Source organism: Pseudomonas laurylsulfatiphila (genome assembly GCF_002934665.1).
In the GTDB taxonomy this organism is placed as follows: domain Bacteria; phylum Pseudomonadota; class Gammaproteobacteria; order Pseudomonadales; family Pseudomonadaceae; genus Aquipseudomonas; species Aquipseudomonas laurylsulfatiphila.
The window spans coordinates 163,279-180,963 of sequence record NZ_NIRS01000010.1; the positions used below are offsets into that span (position 1 = coordinate 163,279).

Annotated in this window: 14 protein-coding genes and 2 tRNA genes; 4 read left to right on the top strand and 12 right to left on the bottom strand. The window is 60.1% G+C overall.

Annotation, left to right across the window (positions count from 1 at the left end; translation table 11 throughout):
- Positions 1 to 73: 73 nt before the first annotated feature.
- The 6 genes from rplI to rnr all read right to left on the bottom strand — a co-directional run bounded on the left by rplI (position 74) and on the right by rnr (position 5,786).
- On the bottom strand, positions 74 to 520 hold the full coding sequence (gene rplI / locus CD175_RS30330; protein ID WP_007973276.1) for a 50S ribosomal protein L9: 447 nt from the start codon (positions 518 to 520) through the stop codon (positions 74 to 76).
- Between the two features lie 19 nt (positions 521 to 539).
- Complete coding sequence (locus CD175_RS30335; protein WP_007973275.1) at positions 540 to 1,433, bottom strand: YybS family protein; 894 nt, start codon at positions 1,431 to 1,433, stop codon at positions 540 to 542.
- Positions 1,434 to 1,469: 36 nt separating this feature from the next.
- Complete coding sequence (gene rpsR / locus CD175_RS30340; protein ID WP_002551829.1) at positions 1,470 to 1,700, bottom strand: 30S ribosomal protein S18; 231 nt, start codon at positions 1,698 to 1,700, stop codon at positions 1,470 to 1,472.
- 28 nt (positions 1,701 to 1,728) lie between these two features.
- Positions 1,729 to 2,151 (bottom strand): 30S ribosomal protein S6, encoded by a 423-nt coding sequence (gene rpsF, locus CD175_RS30345; protein WP_007982042.1) that lies wholly within the window; start codon positions 2,149 to 2,151, stop codon positions 1,729 to 1,731.
- A gap of 243 nt (positions 2,152 to 2,394) precedes the next feature.
- Positions 2,395 to 3,162, bottom strand: coding sequence for a 23S rRNA (guanosine(2251)-2'-O)-methyltransferase RlmB (rlmB, locus tag CD175_RS30350; protein WP_060542750.1), 768 nt, complete (start codon positions 3,160 to 3,162; stop codon positions 2,395 to 2,397).
- Positions 3,159 to 5,786: a ribonuclease R gene (gene rnr / locus CD175_RS30355; protein WP_102673156.1), complete on the bottom strand. Its 2,628-nt coding sequence runs from the start codon at positions 5,784 to 5,786 to the stop codon at positions 3,159 to 3,161. Before rnr ends, rlmB begins: the two co-directional genes overlap by 4 nt.
- A gap of 224 nt (positions 5,787 to 6,010) precedes the next feature.
- Here rnr and CD175_RS30360 point away from each other — a divergent pair.
- The 4 genes from CD175_RS30360 to CD175_RS30375 all read left to right on the top strand — a co-directional run bounded on the left by CD175_RS30360 (position 6,011) and on the right by CD175_RS30375 (position 9,228).
- Positions 6,011 to 6,097: transfer RNA gene (locus CD175_RS30360), tRNA-Leu, on the top strand.
- 168 nt (positions 6,098 to 6,265) lie between these two features.
- A tRNA-Leu gene (locus CD175_RS30365) sits at positions 6,266 to 6,352 on the top strand.
- Positions 6,353 to 6,661: 309 nt separating this feature from the next.
- The gene (locus CD175_RS30370) at positions 6,662 to 7,672 is read left to right on the top strand and encodes an extracellular solute-binding protein (protein WP_104451556.1); all 1,011 of its coding nucleotides are present in this window, start codon (positions 6,662 to 6,664) and stop codon (positions 7,670 to 7,672) included.
- Complete coding sequence (locus tag CD175_RS30375; protein ID WP_104451557.1) at positions 7,672 to 9,228, top strand: ABC transporter permease; 1,557 nt, start codon at positions 7,672 to 7,674, stop codon at positions 9,226 to 9,228. Before CD175_RS30370 ends, CD175_RS30375 begins: the two co-directional genes overlap by 1 nt.
- Positions 9,229 to 9,324: 96 nt before the next feature.
- Here the strand turns inward: CD175_RS30375 and CD175_RS30380 are convergent, their stop codons facing one another.
- The 6 genes from CD175_RS30380 to hflX form a co-directional block, all read right to left on the bottom strand.
- Positions 9,325 to 11,259, bottom strand: a complete 1,935-nt coding sequence (locus tag CD175_RS30380) for a methyl-accepting chemotaxis protein (protein ID WP_104451558.1) — start codon at positions 11,257 to 11,259, stop codon at positions 9,325 to 9,327.
- 138 nt (positions 11,260 to 11,397) lie between these two features.
- Positions 11,398 to 12,687 carry an adenylosuccinate synthase gene (locus tag CD175_RS30385; RefSeq protein ID WP_007973267.1) on the bottom strand — a complete coding sequence of 430 codons (1,290 nt, stop codon included), beginning with the start codon at positions 12,685 to 12,687 and terminating at the stop codon, positions 11,398 to 11,400.
- A gap of 54 nt (positions 12,688 to 12,741) precedes the next feature.
- Positions 12,742 to 13,929 carry an ATP phosphoribosyltransferase regulatory subunit gene (locus CD175_RS30390; RefSeq protein ID WP_007973265.1) on the bottom strand — a complete coding sequence of 396 codons (1,188 nt, stop codon included), beginning with the start codon at positions 13,927 to 13,929 and terminating at the stop codon, positions 12,742 to 12,744.
- Positions 13,930 to 14,242: 313 nt separating this feature from the next.
- Positions 14,243 to 15,112: a protease modulator HflC gene (gene hflC / locus CD175_RS30395; protein ID WP_007973264.1), complete on the bottom strand. Its 870-nt coding sequence runs from the start codon at positions 15,110 to 15,112 to the stop codon at positions 14,243 to 14,245.
- Complete coding sequence (hflK, locus tag CD175_RS30400; protein WP_102698659.1) at positions 15,112 to 16,287, bottom strand: FtsH protease activity modulator HflK; 1,176 nt, start codon at positions 16,285 to 16,287, stop codon at positions 15,112 to 15,114. The genes hflC and hflK overlap by 1 nt, the downstream gene beginning before the upstream one ends.
- A gap of 96 nt (positions 16,288 to 16,383) precedes the next feature.
- Positions 16,384 to 17,685, bottom strand: a complete 1,302-nt coding sequence (gene hflX / locus CD175_RS30405; protein WP_104451559.1) for a ribosome rescue GTPase HflX — start codon at positions 17,683 to 17,685, stop codon at positions 16,384 to 16,386.

Here is a 17,685-nt window from a genome sequence, read left to right on the forward strand (position 1 = left end):
GGCACGACCTGTAAACAGGATCGTGCCCGATGTTACCGGCAAGCACCCGAGGGTGCCAGCCGACAAGTGCTGCTTAAGCTGCTACCACGACAACGCGTACGGTGGCTTCAACTTCGGCGTGCAGGTGCACGGCTACGTCGAATTCGCCTACGTTGCGGATGGTGCCGTTCGGCAGACGAACTTCGCTCTTCTGCACTTCAACGCCGGAGGCGGTCAGTGCGTCAGCGATGTCGTGAGTACCGATCGAACCGAACAGCTTGCCTTCGTCGCCAGCGGTGGCAGTGATGGTCACTTCCAGCTCGGCCAGTTGGGCAGCGCGGCTTTCAGCCGATGCTTTGCGATCTGCTGCAGCTTTTTCCAGCTCAGCGCGACGCTCTTCGAACGCAGCCAGGTTGGCTGGGGTCGCAGCGGTAGCTTTGCCGTAAGGCAGCAGGTAGTTACGACCGTAACCAGCCTTAACGTTCACTTTGTCACCCAGGTTGCCCAGGTTGGTGACTTTTTCCAGAAGGATCAGTTGCATGTGAAAATCCTCTTAACTTTTAACCTTCACCGTTCGCGTTATCGGCATCTTTCGGTGCCGAACGACCGCGAAAATCAATCAGGCTGTCGACGATGGCCAGGACCACCAGCAACGGATAGATCAGTTGCATGAACAGCAACAGCGTCACGTACAACCCCACCAGCCAGAACCTGGCCAGTCGCTTCTGCGCCACCAGCCCGTGAATCAGGGCCAGCCCGGCGAACACCAGCGGTACGCTGCACAACGGCGTCAACATGGCCATCTGCGGACCGATGTTCGGCCCCAGAAGCATGCACGCCAGCAGCAACATCGCCGGCAACAGCGGGAAGCGGATGGCGCGAAACTCGCGACCAAAACCGCCCGGGTTGTACAACAACGCCTGCCAGTAGCGCCCGACAAGCAGGCTCAGCAAGCTGACGATTTGCAACAACGCCGCAATCAGGCCGGTCAGGACCGGTGCAATCAGGGACGCGAAACGCGCTTGTTCGTCTACCGACAACTTCTGGTAGACATCGCCGAGTAGCGACGGCATGACTTTGATCAAAGCCTGCGCCAGCATCTCGATCTGGGGAGCAAAAGCTGTCCCCAACACCACTGAAAACACCACTCCCATCGCTATGCTGACCAGCAGCACGCGGTTCCAGGACTCGCTTGCGCGCAAAACCAACGCAAGGCTCGCAGACCCCAGCAGCACCAGAAGTGCACGTGGGTCGTCGGAGTAAAGCCACCAGGCCAATGCCGGCAGCAGTCCCAGAGCAAGAACGCCCAGGGCGTCCCTCAATCCGCGCCGCAGGAGCACAAGGCATCCGGCGGCAGCACCCAACCAATACAACAACGGCAATGCCGCGCATCCAGCCACTACCAGAGTGGCCTGCATACGGCCGCGCATGATGAACTCAGCTATGGCCCGCATGCATTCAATCCTTTGCTACGTGTCGACTGCCCGGTCTCAGCGGCCGTGGCTGTCGGTGTAGGCCAGCAGGGCCAGGAAGCGGGCGCGCTTGATAGCGGTGGCCAGCTGACGCTGATAACGAGCTTTGGTACCGGTGATGCGGCTTGGAACAATTTTGCCGGTCTCGGATACGTAGGCTTTCAGAGTGTTGAGATCTTTGTAATCGATCTCTTTCACGTCTTCAGCGGTGAAGCGGCAGAATTTACGACGACGGAAGAAACGTGCCATTTGATAGGCTCCTTAAAAGGTCCGTGGATTACTCGTCAGCGTTATCGCTGTTGTCGCTGTCATCACTGTCAACGCTTTCAGCGCCTTCGTGCTCAGGACGGTCGCGACGCTCACGGCGCTCACTGCGGTTTTCTTCAGCCTTGAGCATCTCGGACTGGCCGGTAACGGCTTCGTCGCGACGGATGACTAGGTTACGGATCACTGCATCGTTGTAGCGGAAGTTGTCTTCCAGCTCGGCCAGGGCCTTGCCAGTGCACTCAACGTTCAGCATCACGTAGTGAGCCTTGTGAACATTGTTGATTGCGTAGGCCAGTTGACGACGGCCCCAATCTTCCAGACGGTGGATTTTGCCGCCGTCTTCTTCGATCAGCTTGGTGTAACGCTCAACCATGCCGCCGACTTGCTCGCTTTGATCCGGGTGGACCAAAAAGATGATTTCGTAATGACGCATGAATGCTCCTTACGGGTTGTAGCCTGCCGCTCAAAAGCGGTCAGACAAGGAGTGAATGACACTTATGGACTTGCGGACGCTAGACACGTTGGTGCCTGCCATCACAGCAAGGGGCGCAATTGTAGAGAAGGGGCGAGAGAGGCGCAAGGTAATTGGTGATTATTTGAACAACCACACATTCATGCCACACCACAAAACACTGTGGGAGCGAGCTTGCTCGCTCCCACAGGGACTGCAACCGGATCAGGCTTTCTTGGCGGCAGCCTTGGCTTTGACACTGCGCTGGCGTTGCGCTTCGAACAGGCAAACGCCGGTCGCCACGGAAACGTTGAGACTGCTGACGCTACCGGCCATCGGCAGGTTCACCAGATAATCGCAATGCTCGCGGGTCAGGCGACGCATGCCCTTGCCTTCGGCGCCCATGATCAGGATGGTCGGACCGGTGAGATCCTGGTCATACAGACTGACCTCAGCCTCGCCGGCCGTACCGACAACCCACAAGCCGCGCTGCTGGAGCTTTTCCAGGGTGCGCGCCAGGTTGGTCACGGCAACGAGCGGAATCACTTCCGCCGCGCCGCAGGCGATTTTTCGTACAACCGGCGTCAGGGTAGCCGACTTGTCCTTCGGTACGATCACTGCCAGCGCGCCCGCCGCATCGGCGGAACGCAAGCAGGCACCGAGGTTGTGCGGATCGGTCACGCCGTCAAGCACCAGCAACAACGGCGCGCCGTCGGTGCGATCGAGCAGTTCGTCAAGCATTGCCTCGCCCCAGACCTGGCTCGGACTCACCTCCGCGACCACGCCTTGGTGCACGCCTTCAACCCAGGCGTCCATTTCGCGACGCTCGGCCTGACCGACCTGGACCCGGTTTTCGTTGGCCAGCTCAATCAGCGTCTGGACCCGAGGGTCATTGCGGCCTTCGGCCAGCCAGATCTGCTTGACGCGTTTCGGGTGGTGACGCAACAACGCTTCTACAGCATGAACGCCGTAGATCTTTTCCAACTGACTCATGGCTTGGCCTTAGGTTTACGCGCCCCGCCACTCTTGGCTGGAGCCGAGCCCGCTTTTGGCGGGCCTTTACGATGTTTGCTCGGTTTGGCTGGCTTGCCGCCGACGGCCTTGTCAGGCGCCGACCGACTGGTCTTTCCCCCAGACGCCGCTTTACCGCCACTTTTCGCACCGGCCAGCAACGCCTGTTTCATTTCACGACTTTTGCGCACTTCGGCGTTTTTCGCCGCGGCATCGCTCGGGCGATAGGCCTCGACAGCCTTTTCCTTGGCAGGACGGCGACCGGTTTTCGCCGGGGCCGGTTCTGCTTCGACTTTCGCTGCAGGCGCTGCACTTTCGGTACCGCGCTTTTTGCGGCCGATAGGCGCACTGATGGTTTTTTCAGCCATCTCGAAGTCGATCTTGCGCTCGTCGAGGTCGACGCGCATGACTCGCACTTCCACGGTGTCGCCCAGGCGGAAGCTGCGACCGGTGCGCTCACCGGCCAGACGGTGGTGCACAGGATCGAAGTGGTAGTAATCGCCCGGCAGCGCGGTGACATGCACCAAGCCTTCGACGTAGATATCGGTCAGCTCGACGAACAGACCAAAACCGGTCACGGCCGTGATCACACCTGGGAACGATTCGCCCACGCGATCCTTCATGAACTCGCACTTGAGCCAGTTCACCACATCACGGGTCGCTTCGTCGGCACGGCGCTCGCTCATCGAGCACTGCTCGCCGAGTTGCTCCAGGGCCGCTTCGTCGTACGGATAGATGCGCGCCTTCGGAATGGTCATCGCACCGGCACGGCGAACGTGCGGGGTGTTCTGCTTGGAATGGATCACGCTGCGGATTGCGCGATGCGTGAGCAAATCCGGGTAGCGGCGGATCGGCGAGGTGAAGTGGGTATAGGCTTCGTAATTCAGGCCGAAGTGGCCCTGGTTATCAGCGCTGTACACCGCTTGACTCAACGAACGCAGCATGACGGTCTGGATCAGGTGGAAATCCGGACGATCCTTGATACCGGCCAGCAATGCCTGGTAATCCTTCGGCGACGGACCATCCTTGCCTTTGTGCAGGGACAGGCCGAGCTCGCCGAGGAAGGCGCGCAGTTTTTCCAGACGCTCCGGCGGCGGACCATCGTGAACGCGGTACAACGCAGGAATTTCGTGCTTTTTCAGGAATTCGGCGGTGGCCACGTTGGCCGCCAGCATGCATTCCTCGATCAGCTTGTGTGCATCGTTGCGCACGGTCGGACGGATTTCGGCGATCTTGCGCTCGGAACCGAAGATGATCCGGGTTTCCTGGGTTTCGAAATCGATCGCGCCACGAACGTGACGGGCCGCCAGCAATACCTTGTACAGCGAGTACAGCTGCTTGAGGTGCGGCACGACGTCGGTGTATTCGCCGCGCAGCTTGCGCGCCTCGGTGGCCTTCGGCGTTTCGAGCATGGCGCTGACTTTGTTGTAGGTCAGGCGCGCATGGGAGTGGATCACCGCTTCGTAGAAGCAGTAGTCGGTCATTTCGCCGGACTTGGAGATGGTCATCTCGCAAACCATGGCCAGACGATCGACTTGCGGGTTCAGCGAGCACAAACCGTTGGACAGCTGCTCAGGCAGCATCGGGATCACGCGCTCGGGGAAGTACACCGAGTTGCCGCGAACCTGGGCTTCGGCATCCAGCGCCGAACCGAGCTTCACGTAGCTGGATACGTCGGCAATCGCCACATAAAGCTTCCAGCCGCCCGAGAACAGACGCAGCTTGCCCGGACGGGCTTCGCAATAGACCGCATCGTCGAAGTCGCGGGCATCTTCGCCGTCAATGGTGACGAACGGCAGATGACGCAGGTCGATGCGCTTCTCTTTGTCTTTCTCTTCGACTTCCGGCTTGAGCTTGCCGGCTTCCTTGAGCACGGCGTCAGGCCAGACGTGAGGAATGTCATAGGTACGCAGGGCGACGTCGATTTCCATGCCCGGCGCCATGTAGTTGCCCACGACTTCAACCACGTCGCCTTGCGGCTGGAAGCGTGGCGTCGGCCAGTGAGTGATCTTCACTTCGACGAACTGACCGATCTGCGCGTTGGCATTACGGCCCGGCGTCACCAGCACTTCCTGCTGGATCTTCGGGTTATCTGCGACGACGAAACCGATACCGCCTTCTTCGAAGTAGCGACCGACGATGGTCTCGTGCGCACGGGATACCACTTCGACGATCATGCCCTCACGGCGACCACGGCGATCCAGACCGGAAACACGCGCCAGGGCACGGTCACCGTCGAACACCAGGCGCATCTGCGCCGGGCTCATGAACAGATCGTCACTGCCGTCGTCCGGCACCAGGAAGCCGAAGCCATCGCGGTGACCGCTGATGCGGCCCAGGATCAGGTCAAGCTTGTCCACCGGCGCATAAGTGCCACGACGGGTATAGATGAGTTGAGCATCGCGCTCCATGGCGCGCAGGCGGCGGCGCAGGGCTTCGATCTGGTCTTCTGTGGTCAGACCAAACTCTTCGACCAGTTGCTCGCGGTTAGCAGGCGAACCCCGATCAGCAAGGTGCTGAAGGATCAGTTCGCGGCTAGGAATAGGGTTTTCATATTTTTCCGCTTCACGAGCGGCCTCGGGATCGAGGGACTGCCAATCGGCCATTAGAGAGTTTTCACCTTGTCTATATGCGGGTTAGTTTGGCATAGGCGTAATGAAACGGGAAATTTCAAGCTAAGACGACCCATCTAAAGCCCTGTATCGACACCGCAAAGCTGATTTGAAGACCGCTGGTGAAATTTTCCAGGTTTTTTTGGTGTCGGGGGTTTACAGTTAAAAAGACGCTCCGTATAGTGCGCGCCATCGACGACGGAGACGTTGCCGATACTGCCCAGATGGTGAAATTGGTAGACACGCCAGCTTCAGGTGCTGGTGACCGCAAGGTCGTGGAAGTTCGAGTCTTCTTCTGGGCACCAATTTCGAGCTTGAGATTAGATCAATTTCAAGGCTCACACAAAAACCCGCGAAAGCGGGTTTTTGCATTCTCGACCACTGGTTTATTAATTTTTAAAATCAGGGGTTTACAGATCAAAACGCTCTCCGTATAGTGCGCCACATCAACAGCGGCAACGCTGAAGATGAATGCCCAGATGGTGAAATTGGTAGACACGCCAGCTTCAGGTGCTGGTGACCTTACGGTCGTGGAAGTTCGAGTCTTCTTCTGGGCACCAATTCAAGTTCAAGGTTACGGCCTTGAATTTCACAAGAACCCGCGAAAGCGGGTTTTTGCGTTTCTGACCTCCAGAAATGTTCTCTACCGCCCTTCTGTAGGAGCGAGCCTGCTCGCGATGCACGCCCAGACAACACTGGCATGCAGGCACCCCGCGTTATCGTTGAAAACCATCGCGAGCAGGCTCGCTCCTACAGGGTCATCGGCAGCCTGTACCAAAAGGAAATCCAACCCGCAAGGCGCACTTGAGAAACAATATCGTTTATCATTGTTGCAAGTTTTTGCAATGCGACAGTGAGGAACCCTGCGAATGATGTTTCGAAATACCCTGCGCCGCGGCTTGACCATCACCCTGCTCGGCCTGACACTCGCCACCCCCCTCACCCAAGCCGCCGACCCGGTTTCCCTGACGCTCTACAACGGCCAACACAAAGAAGTCGGCGACGCGGTCGCCAAAGCCTTCGAAGCCAAGACCGGGATCCACGTCAATGTACGCAAAGGCAGCAGCAACCAGCTCGCCAGCCAGGTCGTCGAAGAAGGCGATCGCTCCCCTGCCGACGTGATCTACACCGAAGAATCGCCGCCATTGAACAAACTTGGCGAACAAGGCCTGCTAGCCAAGGCGGATGACGCCACGCTGGCCGTTCTGCCCAAGGAATACGTCGCCAGCAATGGCACCTGGATTGGCGTGACTGCCCGGGTGCGCGTCGTCGCCTACAACCCCAAGCTGATTGATGAAAAAGACCTGCCGACCTCGGTGATGGAATTCTCCAATCCCAAATGGCAAGGCAAGGTCGGCTTCGTGCCTACCAGCGGCGCCTTTCAGGAACAAGCCGTGGCAATCATCAAAGTGCACGGCATGGACGCTGCCGAAGAATGGCTAACCGGGCTGCGCGCATTCGGCAAGACCTACAGCAACAATATGGTCGCGCTCAAAGCCGTGGAAAATGGCGAAGTGGCCACCGTGCTGGTCAACAACTATTACTGGTTCGCCTTGCAGCATGAAAAAGGCCAGCTCGATTCGAAACTGCACTACTTCACCGGCGGCGACGTCGGCGGGCTGATCACCGTGTCCAGCGCAGCAGTCCTGAAATCCAGCAAACACCCAACAGAAGCACAGCAATTGCTCGCCTACATGGCCAGCGAGGAAGGCCAGCGCGTGATCACCCAGACCACCGCCGAATACCCGCTGCACAAAGGCATGGAATCTGATCGCGGGCTCAAGCCATTCAGCGAGCTGCAAGCACCGAAAGTCACGCCAGCCGACCTGGGCAATGCCGAAGAAGCCCTGGACCTGGAACGTGAAGTTGGCCTGAACTGATGAGCGCATCGCTTTCCGCGCATGGCGGGTACATGCCGCGGCGCAAGCGGCCGTCGATATGGCTGGTCCTACCGGTTTTGCTACTGGTGGTGCTCAGCCTGCTGCCGTTGGCCTATGTCGGGCTCAAGGCCTGGCAGGCAGGCTGGGCCGAGGCGCTGCATTTGCTGTGGCGCCCCTATGTGTTCGGACTGCTGCGCAACACTCTGGCGCTGATGGTCGGCGTGACGCTGGCCTGCGGTGCGATCGGCCTGTCGCTGGCGTGGCTGCTGGAGCGCAGCAGTCTGCCGGGGCGACGCCTGTGGGGCGTGATCCTGTGCCTGCCCTTTGCCGTACCGGCGTTTGTCAGCAGTTTCACCTGGGTTTCATTGAGCGCTCATTTCGAGGGACTCGGCGGGGCGATTCTGGTGATGACGCTCTCTAAATACCCGCTGATTTTCCTGCCGGTGGCGGCGACCCTGCGCAATCTCGACCCATCGCTGGAAGAGTCGGCGCGCACCCTGGGACAGAGCCGCTGGGGCGTGTTCTTCAAGGTCACCCTGCCCCTGCTCTGGCCGTCGCTGCTCGCCGGCTCCTTGCTGATTGCCCTGCACATGCTGGTGGAATTCGGCGCGCTGTCGATTATCGGCCTGCAAACCTTCACCACCGCGATCTATCAACAGTTCGAGCTCGAGTTCAGCAATGCCAACGCGGCAATGCTCTCCGCCGTGCTGCTGATGCTGTGCCTGGCGCTGCTGTGGCTGGAGCTGCGCGTTCGGGGCAAGGGTCGACACGTGCGCACCGGTCAGGGTGCGGCGCGCCGCGCAGAACAGGTTCAACTGGGCCCCTGGGCGGTGGCAGGACAGCTTTATTGCCTGCTGCTGGCAATCATTGGCAGCGGGATTCCGTTAGGGATGCTGGCTTACTGGCTGGCCGTCGGATCATCGGCGGCCTTTCCAATGGCAGCCATCGGCGAAGCATTGCTGTCATCCCTCGCGCTGTCGTTGGGTGGCGCTGCGGTGTGCCTGGTGCTGGCGGTGCCGGTCGGCCTGCTGGTCGTGCGCTACAAGGGCCAACTGGCGATCTGGGCCGAGCGTTTGCCGTATCTGCTGCACGCCCTGCCAGGACTGGTCATTGCCCTGACCCTGGTGTATTTCGCCCTGCACTACGTGCCGATGCTTTACCAGACTTCGGCATTGCTGCTGATCGCGTACGCCCTGCTGTTTCTGCCGCTGGCCCAGGCGCCGATCCGCACCGCCCTGAACAAGGCGGCACCGCAGCTTGAAGAAGCGGCACGCACACTGGGCGCCTCGTCTTTCAGTGCGTTCTGTCGAGTGACACTGCCGATCATTTTCCCGGCACTCGGCGCAGCTTTCGCCCTGGTGTTCCTGGATGCGATGAAAGAACTGACGGCGACCTTGCTGTTGAGTCCGACGGGGCTGAATACGCTGGCGACGGAAGTCTGGGCGCATACCGCGAATGTGGAATTTGCCGCGGCGGCGCCTTATGCGGCGTTGCTGATTCTGGTGTCGGGATTACCGGTCTATCTGCTGACGACCCGGATGTATCTGAGTCGCTAAAACCGTATTCGCGAGCAGGCTCGCTCCCACAGGGAAACGCATTCCAATGTGGGAGCGAGCCTGCTCGCGATGACGCCAGACCATTCAACACAAACCCTAAGCCCTGAACTGCCCCAGGCTCGCCTTCAACTGCGCCGCCAACCCATCCAGCACCTTACCGCTGGCCGTGGTCTCCACCACAGCTTGTGCGGCTTTCTCAGCCTGAGCATGAATGGTCTCGACCCGACCACGCACCGCCTGTGCGCCCTGAGCCTGATGCGCCGCAGCCTGGGTCGCCAGACCGATCGCCGCATGCACCTGCTCGACCGACGCCTGCACCGACTGCTGCAACCGTGCACTGTCACGCAGCACCACCAAACCTTCGTTGGCCTGGCGTCCGGCCTGACCGATTGCCGCGACCGCCTCGCGCGCGCCCTGCTGCAATGCCACGATATGCGCCTGGATATCGCCGGTGGAGCTCTGCGTCTTGCTCGCCAGTGCCCGCACTTCATCTGCCACCACCGCAAACCCGCGCCCGGTCTCACCGGCACGCGCCGCTTCAATCGCCGCGTTCAGCGCCAGCAGGTTGGTCTGCTCGGCGATGCCGTGAATTACCGTCAACACCACTTCAATCTGCTCGCTTTGCTGCGCCAGGCGCTCGATCACTTGGGCGCCGGTATTGACCTGCCCCGCCAGCTCCTCGATCAGGCTGCCGACTTTCGCCGAGGTCCGGGTGTTTTCATCGGTGGCCTGACGAATCTCCACCACCTGCTTGAGCGCCGCCTGCATGGCATGGCTTTCCGACTGCGCCTCATCCGCCATTTGCGACAGGGCACGCAAACTCTCCGCCACTTCGTCGCGCTGCATGCCAGCCGCTGCGTCCGCACCCGCGTTGCGCAGGGTCATGGCACCAATCTCGACGCCGGTACGCTGAGCCACATCGCCCGCCTCACGCACGATCGGCTGCAACTTATCCACAAAGCGATTGACCGCCGAGGCCATGTCGCCGATTTCGTCCTTGCTGTTGATCTGCACACGCTTGGTCAGATCGCCCTCGCCCGCGGCCAGGTCATCCATGGCAACGATCAGCATTTTCAGGCGATTGACCACTCGACGACCGAGCACCACCGCCAGCAACAGGAGGACACCAAAACCCACGACTGCCAGACACACGCCGATGCGCCAGCGCAATGTTGCAGCCGCTTCCTGTACGGTGCTGGTGGTGTTGGCTTTCATTTCAGCCGCTGTGGACTGCGCGGACTGCAGACGCGCGCGCATCGCCGTTGCGCTGTCGGCAGCCGCGCCTTTGAGGCTGTCGCCGACCAGTTGATCGCTGCTGGCGATCAAGGCCGAGAAGCGCTTGTCGAGGGCTGCGAGATCAGTCTCCACGGAAGCCGTCGAGACCCCCATCAGGACCTTGCCGATTTCCACGCCATTGGGGTTGATCGAGGCCTCGATGTAGAAGACCGAAGGATCGTTCTTCGCTGCATCCAGCACCTTGTCGAGCGCCCGCTCGCCCTGGCCTTTTTCCAGCAGTGCCTTGTTGATCGGGTTTTCCCGGTTGAGGTAGCGCGTCAGGTGCTGACCGGTAGCGTCGTCATACACCACGAACAGCACATTGGGATTGCGCTGGGCCCGGCGGGCGAATTCGGACAGCGTCGGAACGTCGTTGTCCCACATGGCGCGGGGCGCGACCGAAGCCAGAAGCTGCGCCATATCGTTGGCGGAGTCCTTCAGGTCCTTTTCCAGGGTCGAACGCAGTTGCGCCTGCTCTTCCTCAAGGCGTGAGGACAAACCGGCCGTGAGGCGCTGACGTGTACTGGTAGAAAGGCTGTCCAGACTGGACGTGACTTCACGCCCGGCCTGCTCGAGCTCGGCGGAAAGTTTTTGACTGTCCGCGCCCAGGCGTGTGCCCAGATCGGCTTCGAGCGCCGTCACCGTGCTCCGGGTCAGAGCAACAGCCACCAGCACCTGCACCAAAAGGGCGATACCCAGGGTAACGAACACAGGCCGCAACAAACGGCTTTGTAACAGTGAGAGAACGGCCGACACTGTGAATCCCTCTACTTGGACGCCATTAATTTGATGGCATTCTTTTGAAGATATTTACAGCAAAGGTCATGCCGTCCTACAGACAAATACGACAAAGGCCCCGATTAAGGAGCCTTTGTGTTTTACATCAACGACTTATCAAGCAAACGGATGACGCAGAACGATGGTTTCGTTGCGGTCCGGGCCCGTCGAAATAATGTCGATCGGTGCACCGATCAGCTCTTCAACGCGCTTGATGTAGGCACGGGCGTTAGCTGGCAGCTCTTCCAGGGTTTTGGCACCCACGGTCGACTCGGTCCAGCCCGGCACTTCTTCGTACACAGGCTGCAGGCCCACGTAGCTGTCAGCATCAGTCGGGGCAACGGCCTTGCCTTCTGCGTCTTTGTAGCCGACGCAGATGTTGATGGTTTCCAGACCGTCGAGCACGTCCAGCTTGGTCAGGCAGATGCCCGAGATGCTGTTCACATCGATAGCGCGACGCAGGATAACAGCGTCGAACCAGCCACAACGACGAGCACGGCCGGTAGTTGCGCCGAACTCGTGACCTTGTTTAGCCAAGTGCGCACCGACTTCGTCGAACAGCTCTGTCGGGAATGGACCCGAACCTACACGCGTGGTGTAAGCCTTGGTGATGCCCAGGATGTAGTCCAGGAACATAGGGCCGACACCCGAACCGGTAGCAACGCCGCCAGCGGTGGTGTTGGAGCTGGTCACGTACGGGTAGGTACCGTGGTCGATGTCCAGCAGGGAGCCTTGGGCGCCTTCGAACATGATGTCTTTGCCAGCACGACGCAGGTCGTGCAGCTCGGCCGTCACGTCCAGCATCAGCGGCTTGAGCAGCTCAGCGTATTCCTTGCACTCGGCCAGGGTCTTGTCGAAGTCGATGGCTGGCTCTTTGTAGTAACCCACCAGCATGAAGTTGTGGTAATCCACCAGTTCACGCAGCTTGTCTTCAAAGCGCGGCATGTTGAGCAGGTCGCCCACACGCAGGCCACGACGTGCAACCTTGTCTTCGTAGGCCGGGCCGATGCCGCGACCGGTGGTACCGATCTTCAGCTCGCCACGGGCCTTTTCACGGGCCTGGTCCAGCGCAACGTGGAAGGACAGGATCAGCGGGCAGGACGGGCTGATACGCAGGCGCTCGCGCACCGGCACACCTTTTTCTTCCAGCTTGGTGATCTCGCGCAGCAGGGCGTCAGGTGCAACCACCACGCCGTTGCCGATCAGGCACTGCACGCCTTCGCGCAGCACGCCCGACGGGATCAGGTGCAAGACGGTTTTTTCGCCATCGATCACCAGAGTGTGACCCGCGTTGTGGCCACCCTGGTAGCGCACTACGGCGGCAGCATGTTCGGTCAGCAGATCAACGATCTTGCCTTTGCCCTCATCACCCCATTGGGTGCCCAGGACTACGACATTCTTACCCATAACACTTGTCCTCATTCGCGCAAACTTGGTGCCGGCGGCAGCCGGCGGGAAAACTCAAGAAGCCAGTGGCGATACTTGCCAAAGCCCGTTCTGCTGAATCAATTGCCGGTCGCAGTCCGCTTCACGGGCGGCGGCCAAAGGTTGTCCAGGCAAAGCCTGAACGACACGCTGACCCTCACTGCGCAACTGGCAAACCTGCTGCCAGAGTGCCGCATCCGTACTGTCAGGCATCCAGATACCGCCAGACGGTAGCTCGATCTCAGCACGCCCCAGGGTCACCAGGGTTTTCAAATCGGTGGAAAAGCCGGTCGCCGGACGGGCACGACCGAAGTCGGCGCCGATGTCGTCGTAACGACCGCCCTGGGCAATGGACTGGCCAACACCCGGCACGAACACGGCGAACACCACACCGGTGTGGTAGTGGTAGCCACGCAGCTCACCCAGGTCGAAATACAGCGGCAGCTCAGGGAAACGCACGGACAGCCGCTCGGCAATCGCCAGCAGGTCGTCCAGCGCCGCCAGAACCGGGGCAGGCGCCTTGGCCAGGCGCTCGCGGGCCGCAGCCAGCACTTCACGACCGCCACACAGGTCGACCAACGCCCGCAGCATGCCCGACAGATCGGCAGGCAAACCTTCGGTCAAGGTAATGACCTCGTCGATGGCCTTGCGTTGCAAGGCATCGAACAACTGCTGCTCGACTTCACCGGACAAACCGGCGGCGCGGGCCAGGCCGCGATAGATGCCGACATGACCGAGGTCCATGTGCACATCCGGCACATCGGCCAGTTGCAGCATGGCCAGCATCAGGCTGATGACTTCGACGTCGCTGCTCGGGCTGCCGTCGCCGTACAACTCGGCACCCAGCTGAATCGGGCTGCGCGAGGACGACAAGGCACGCGGCTGGGCATGCAGCACGCTGCCGGCATAGCACAGGCGGCTCGGACCTTCGCGACGCAGGGTATGCGCATCGATGCGCGCCACTTGTGGCGTGATGTCGGCACGGAAACCCATCTGGCGGCCCGACTGCGGGTCGATGACCTTGAAGGTGCGCAGATCCAGGTCCTGGCCCGCGCCGGTCAGCAGGGATTCCAGGTACTCGATATGGGGAGTCACGACAAACTCGTAACCCCAGCTCTGGAACAGATCCAACACCTGACGACGCGCGACTTCAATACGCGCAGCTTCCGGTGGCAGTACTTCTTCGATGCCATCTGGCAGAAGCCAGCGGTCTACCGTTGCCATTACGCCTTCCCCTATCTCCGGGCGACCAGCCTGTCGGCGAGCCTTGAGTGAAGCAGAAAATGATCGGCTTGCGCACAAACCACGCGCATGAGCGACGGAGCGAAAAGCCCTTCTACCGGCTTCGCCAACCACTTTCCTCGAAAAACTGTCGAGCCAATCGGCCCGGCATCTGCTTTAAAACAGCAATCAAACATGCAGACGCAAAAAAGCCGGGAATTTCCCGGCTGCCGCATCATACACACGTTTTCCCAAAGGATCACCCCGCCAGAGGTTTTAGCCGCCCGGCGGGGGGATAAATCAGGTCAACGCCGTATCAAGGCTTGGCTTTTTCCAGGTAGTGGAAGAAGTCGCTGCTTGGGTCGAGGACCATGACGTCGGATTTGTTCGCGAAGCTTTCACGGTAGGCACGCAGACTACGGTAGAACGCGTAGAACTCCTGATCCTGACCGTAGGCCTTGGAGTAGATCGCAGCGGCCTGGGCATCGCCGTCACCGCGAACCTCTTCGGATTCACGATAGGCTTCAGCCAGCAGCACGCGGCGTTGACGATCGGCGTCGGCACGGATGCCTTCGGCCAGCTCGTTACCCTTGGCGCGGTGCTCGCGAGCTTCACGCTCACGCTCGGTGCTCATACGTTCGAACACGCTGCGGTTCACTTCTTTCGGCAGGTCGATGGTCTTGACCCGGACATCGACCACTTCGATGCCCAGTTCTTTTTCAGCCATCTTGTTCAGCGAAGCAGTAATGTCCGCCATCAACGCATCGCGCTCACCGGAGACCACTTCGTGCAAGGTGCGCTTACCGAACTGGTCACGCAGGCCCGATTCGAGACGACGGGACAGACGTTCGTCGGCGATCTGCTTGAGGCCGGAAGTCGCGGTGTAGTAACGCTCTGCGTCCTTCACGCGCCACTTGGCGTAGGCATCGACCATCACGGCTTTCTTTTCCAGCGTCAGGAAGCGTTGTGTCGGTGCATCCAGCGTCATCAGGCGTGCGTCGAATTTACGCACCTGGTTAACGTAAGGCACTTTCACATGCAGGCCTGGCTGAACATCGGTCTGGACCACGCGACCGAACTGCAGCAACACCGCACGCTCGGTCTGAGCCACGATGTAGAAGCAGTTCCAGGCAGCGATCGCCACGACGACGCCGACAATAAGGGCGATCAGCGATTTATTGCTCATCAGCGACTCTCCCTGGTACGTGCTTGCTGTTGCTGCAGATCAGCTGCCGCACGCGCATTCGCTTCATTGCTGGTGGCTGCCGCACTGGTCACCGGAGTGCTGGTGTTGCGACCACTTTCGACCATCTTGTCCAGCGGCAGGTACAACAGGTTGCTCTGGCCGTTCTTGTTGCCGGTCACGAGCACCTTGCTGGTGTTGCTGAAGACTTCCTGCATGGTGTCCAGGTACAGACGCTGGCGGGTGACTTCAGGCGCCTTGCGGTACTCGGCAACCAGCTTGGTGAAGCGATCGGCCTCACCCTTGGCACGCGAGACGGTCTCGTCACGGTAACCATTGGCATCCTCCAGGATGCGCTGGGCCTGACCACGGGCTTCCGGCACGACGCCGTTGGCATAGGTTTCGGCCTGGTTGCGCGAACGCTGCTCGTCTTCCCGGGCACGGATCACGTCATCGAAGGCTTCCTGGACTTCGCGCGGTGCCGCTGCGCTCTGAACGTTGACCTGGGTAACGGTGATACCGGTGCGATAGGTGTCCATGAAGCGTTGCAGACGCTCCTTGATCTCGCTGGCCATCAACTCACGACCTTCGGTCAGTACCTGGTCCATTGCGGTGGAACCCACCACATGGCGCAAGGCGCTGTCGGTCGCGTGCTGCAGGCTGATTTCCGGCTGATCGACGCTCAGCACGAAGTCCTGCAGGTTGCTGATCTTGTACTGCACGGTCAGCGGCACTTCGACGATGTTCTCGTCTTCGGTCAGCATCTGGCCCTGCTTGGTGTAGGCACGCTCACGCGTGACGTTTTCCATGTACTTCTTGTCGATCGGCGGGAAATAGATATTCAGGCCCGGACCCACGGTTTCGTAGTACTTGCCGAAGCGCAGCACCACGGCTTGCTCCTGCTCGTCGACGACATAAACCGCGCTGTACAGCCAAACGGCGGCCAACACGACCAGGCCGATGCCGAGCAGGCCGCCAAAGCCGCCACTCTTGCCCGGACCACCGCCGTCGTCGCCACCACGTTTCTTACCACCACCGAACAAACCGTTCAGGCTTTCCTGCAGCTTTCGGAAGGCCTCGTCGAGATCCGGTGGCCCCTTGCGGTCGCCGTTGTTACGACGCTTGCCACCCCAAGGATCCTGATTATTCGAGTTGCCACCCGGCTCATTCCAAGCCATAGCGCTCTCCATCTGATAAAGCAAAGACGCACCCACGGCGCGCCGACCAATGCTACAGAATGCCTGTCACCACGGCACAACCGCTTTCTCAGGCTTTTATTGCAAAGTGTGTTGCTCGATAAACTCCGTCGGCACAACGCCTTCACGGCTGACCAGTCGATTGAGCTCCGAGCGCGGCAATCGAACGGCCAGCAAGCTGACACCTTCTTCGTCGTATTCTTCTTTCTGTACCGCGCCCAGCTCGAAAAACTGTGCACGCAGACGCGCAAAGCGCTGAGGCAAGCGCAAGGTACCGACAAACAATTCACTGCCCAGCAACTCGGCAATGGCTTGCTCAAGCAATTCCAAACCTGTGCCATCACGTGCCGAGAGCCAGACCCGCTGGGGCCTGCCGTTTTCGTCGCGCTGGATTTGTGGCTCAACGCCTTCAAGCAAATCGAGTTTGTTATAGACCTCGAGGATCGGCAAGTCCTGGGCGCCAATCTCGCCCAGCACCACCATCACCTGCTCGATCTGCAACATGCGATCCGGTTCGGCCGCATCGATCACGTGCAGCAGCAGGTCGGAGTTGCTCGACTCTTCGAGCGTAGACCGAAATGCCTCGACCAGCTTGTGGGGCAAGTGGCGGATGAAACCCACAGTGTCGGCCAGGACAATCGGCCCCAGGTCGTCCAGTTCCAGACGGCGCAAGGTCGGGTCCAGCGTGGCAAACAACTGGTCAGCCGCGTACACGTCGGATTTCGTCACGTTGTTGAAGAGCGTGGACTTACCGGCGTTGGTATAGCCCACCAGGGACACGGTAGGAATATCCGCACGTGAACGGCCGCGTCGTGACTGTTCGCGCTGACTGCGCACTTTTTCCAGCCGGCCCTTGATCTGTCGCAGGCGAACCCGCAGCAAACGGCGGTCGGTTTCCAGCTGGGTTTCACCCGGGCCACGCATGCCGATACCGCCACCCTGGCGCTCAAGGTGGGTCCAGCCACGAACCAGCCGGGTGCTCATATGGTCAAGCTGGGCCAGTTCTACCTGGAGCTTGCCTTCATGGGTGCGGGCGCGCTGGGCGAAAATATCGAGAATCAGACCGGTGCGGTCGATCACGCGACACTCGAAGACACGTTCGAGGTTACGTTCCTGACTGGGTGTGAGGACGTGATTGAAGATGACCAGGTCTGCTTCTTCGGCATGGACCAGATCACGTAGCTCCTCGACCTTGCCGCTGCCAATCAGAAATTTGGCGGTTGGCCGATGACGCGGCACGTTAAAAAACGCAACGGTCTCGGCGCCGGCCGAATTAGCCAATTCCTGAAACTCCTGCGGATCTTCGCGCGCCTCAGGGTCCTGTCCATCCAAGTGAACGAGGATCACTCGCTCACCACCACCGTGGCGCTCAAAGAACAA

What these genes read in the sequence shown, in the direction of transcription:
- rplI (WP_007973276.1), bottom strand. Translation starts at nt 520, where the DNA reads ATGCAACTGATCCTTCTGGAAAAAGTCACCAACCTGGGCAACCTGGGT.
- CD175_RS30335 (WP_007973275.1), bottom strand. Translation starts at nt 1,433, where the DNA reads ATGCGGGCCATAGCTGAGTTCATCATGCGCGGCCGTATGCAGGCCACT.
- rpsR (WP_002551829.1), bottom strand. Translation starts at nt 1,700, where the DNA reads ATGGCACGTTTCTTCCGTCGTCGTAAATTCTGCCGCTTCACCGCTGAA.
- rpsF (WP_007982042.1), bottom strand. Translation starts at nt 2,151, where the DNA reads ATGCGTCATTACGAAATCATCTTTTTGGTCCACCCGGATCAAAGCGAG.
- rlmB (WP_060542750.1), bottom strand. Translation starts at nt 3,162, where the DNA reads ATGAGTCAGTTGGAAAAGATCTACGGCGTTCATGCTGTAGAAGCGTTG.
- rnr (WP_102673156.1), bottom strand. Translation starts at nt 5,786, where the DNA reads ATGGCCGATTGGCAGTCCCTCGATCCCGAGGCCGCTCGTGAAGCGGAA.
- CD175_RS30370 (WP_104451556.1), top strand. Translation starts at nt 6,662, where the DNA reads ATGATGTTTCGAAATACCCTGCGCCGCGGCTTGACCATCACCCTGCTC.
- CD175_RS30375 (WP_104451557.1), top strand. Translation starts at nt 7,672, where the DNA reads ATGAGCGCATCGCTTTCCGCGCATGGCGGGTACATGCCGCGGCGCAAG.
- CD175_RS30385 (WP_007973267.1), bottom strand. Translation starts at nt 12,687, where the DNA reads ATGGGTAAGAATGTCGTAGTCCTGGGCACCCAATGGGGTGATGAGGGC.
- CD175_RS30390 (WP_007973265.1), bottom strand. Translation starts at nt 13,929, where the DNA reads ATGGCAACGGTAGACCGCTGGCTTCTGCCAGATGGCATCGAAGAAGTA.
- hflC (WP_007973264.1), bottom strand. Translation starts at nt 15,112, where the DNA reads ATGAGCAATAAATCGCTGATCGCCCTTATTGTCGGCGTCGTCGTGGCG.
- hflK (WP_102698659.1), bottom strand. Translation starts at nt 16,287, where the DNA reads ATGGCTTGGAATGAGCCGGGTGGCAACTCGAATAATCAGGATCCTTGG.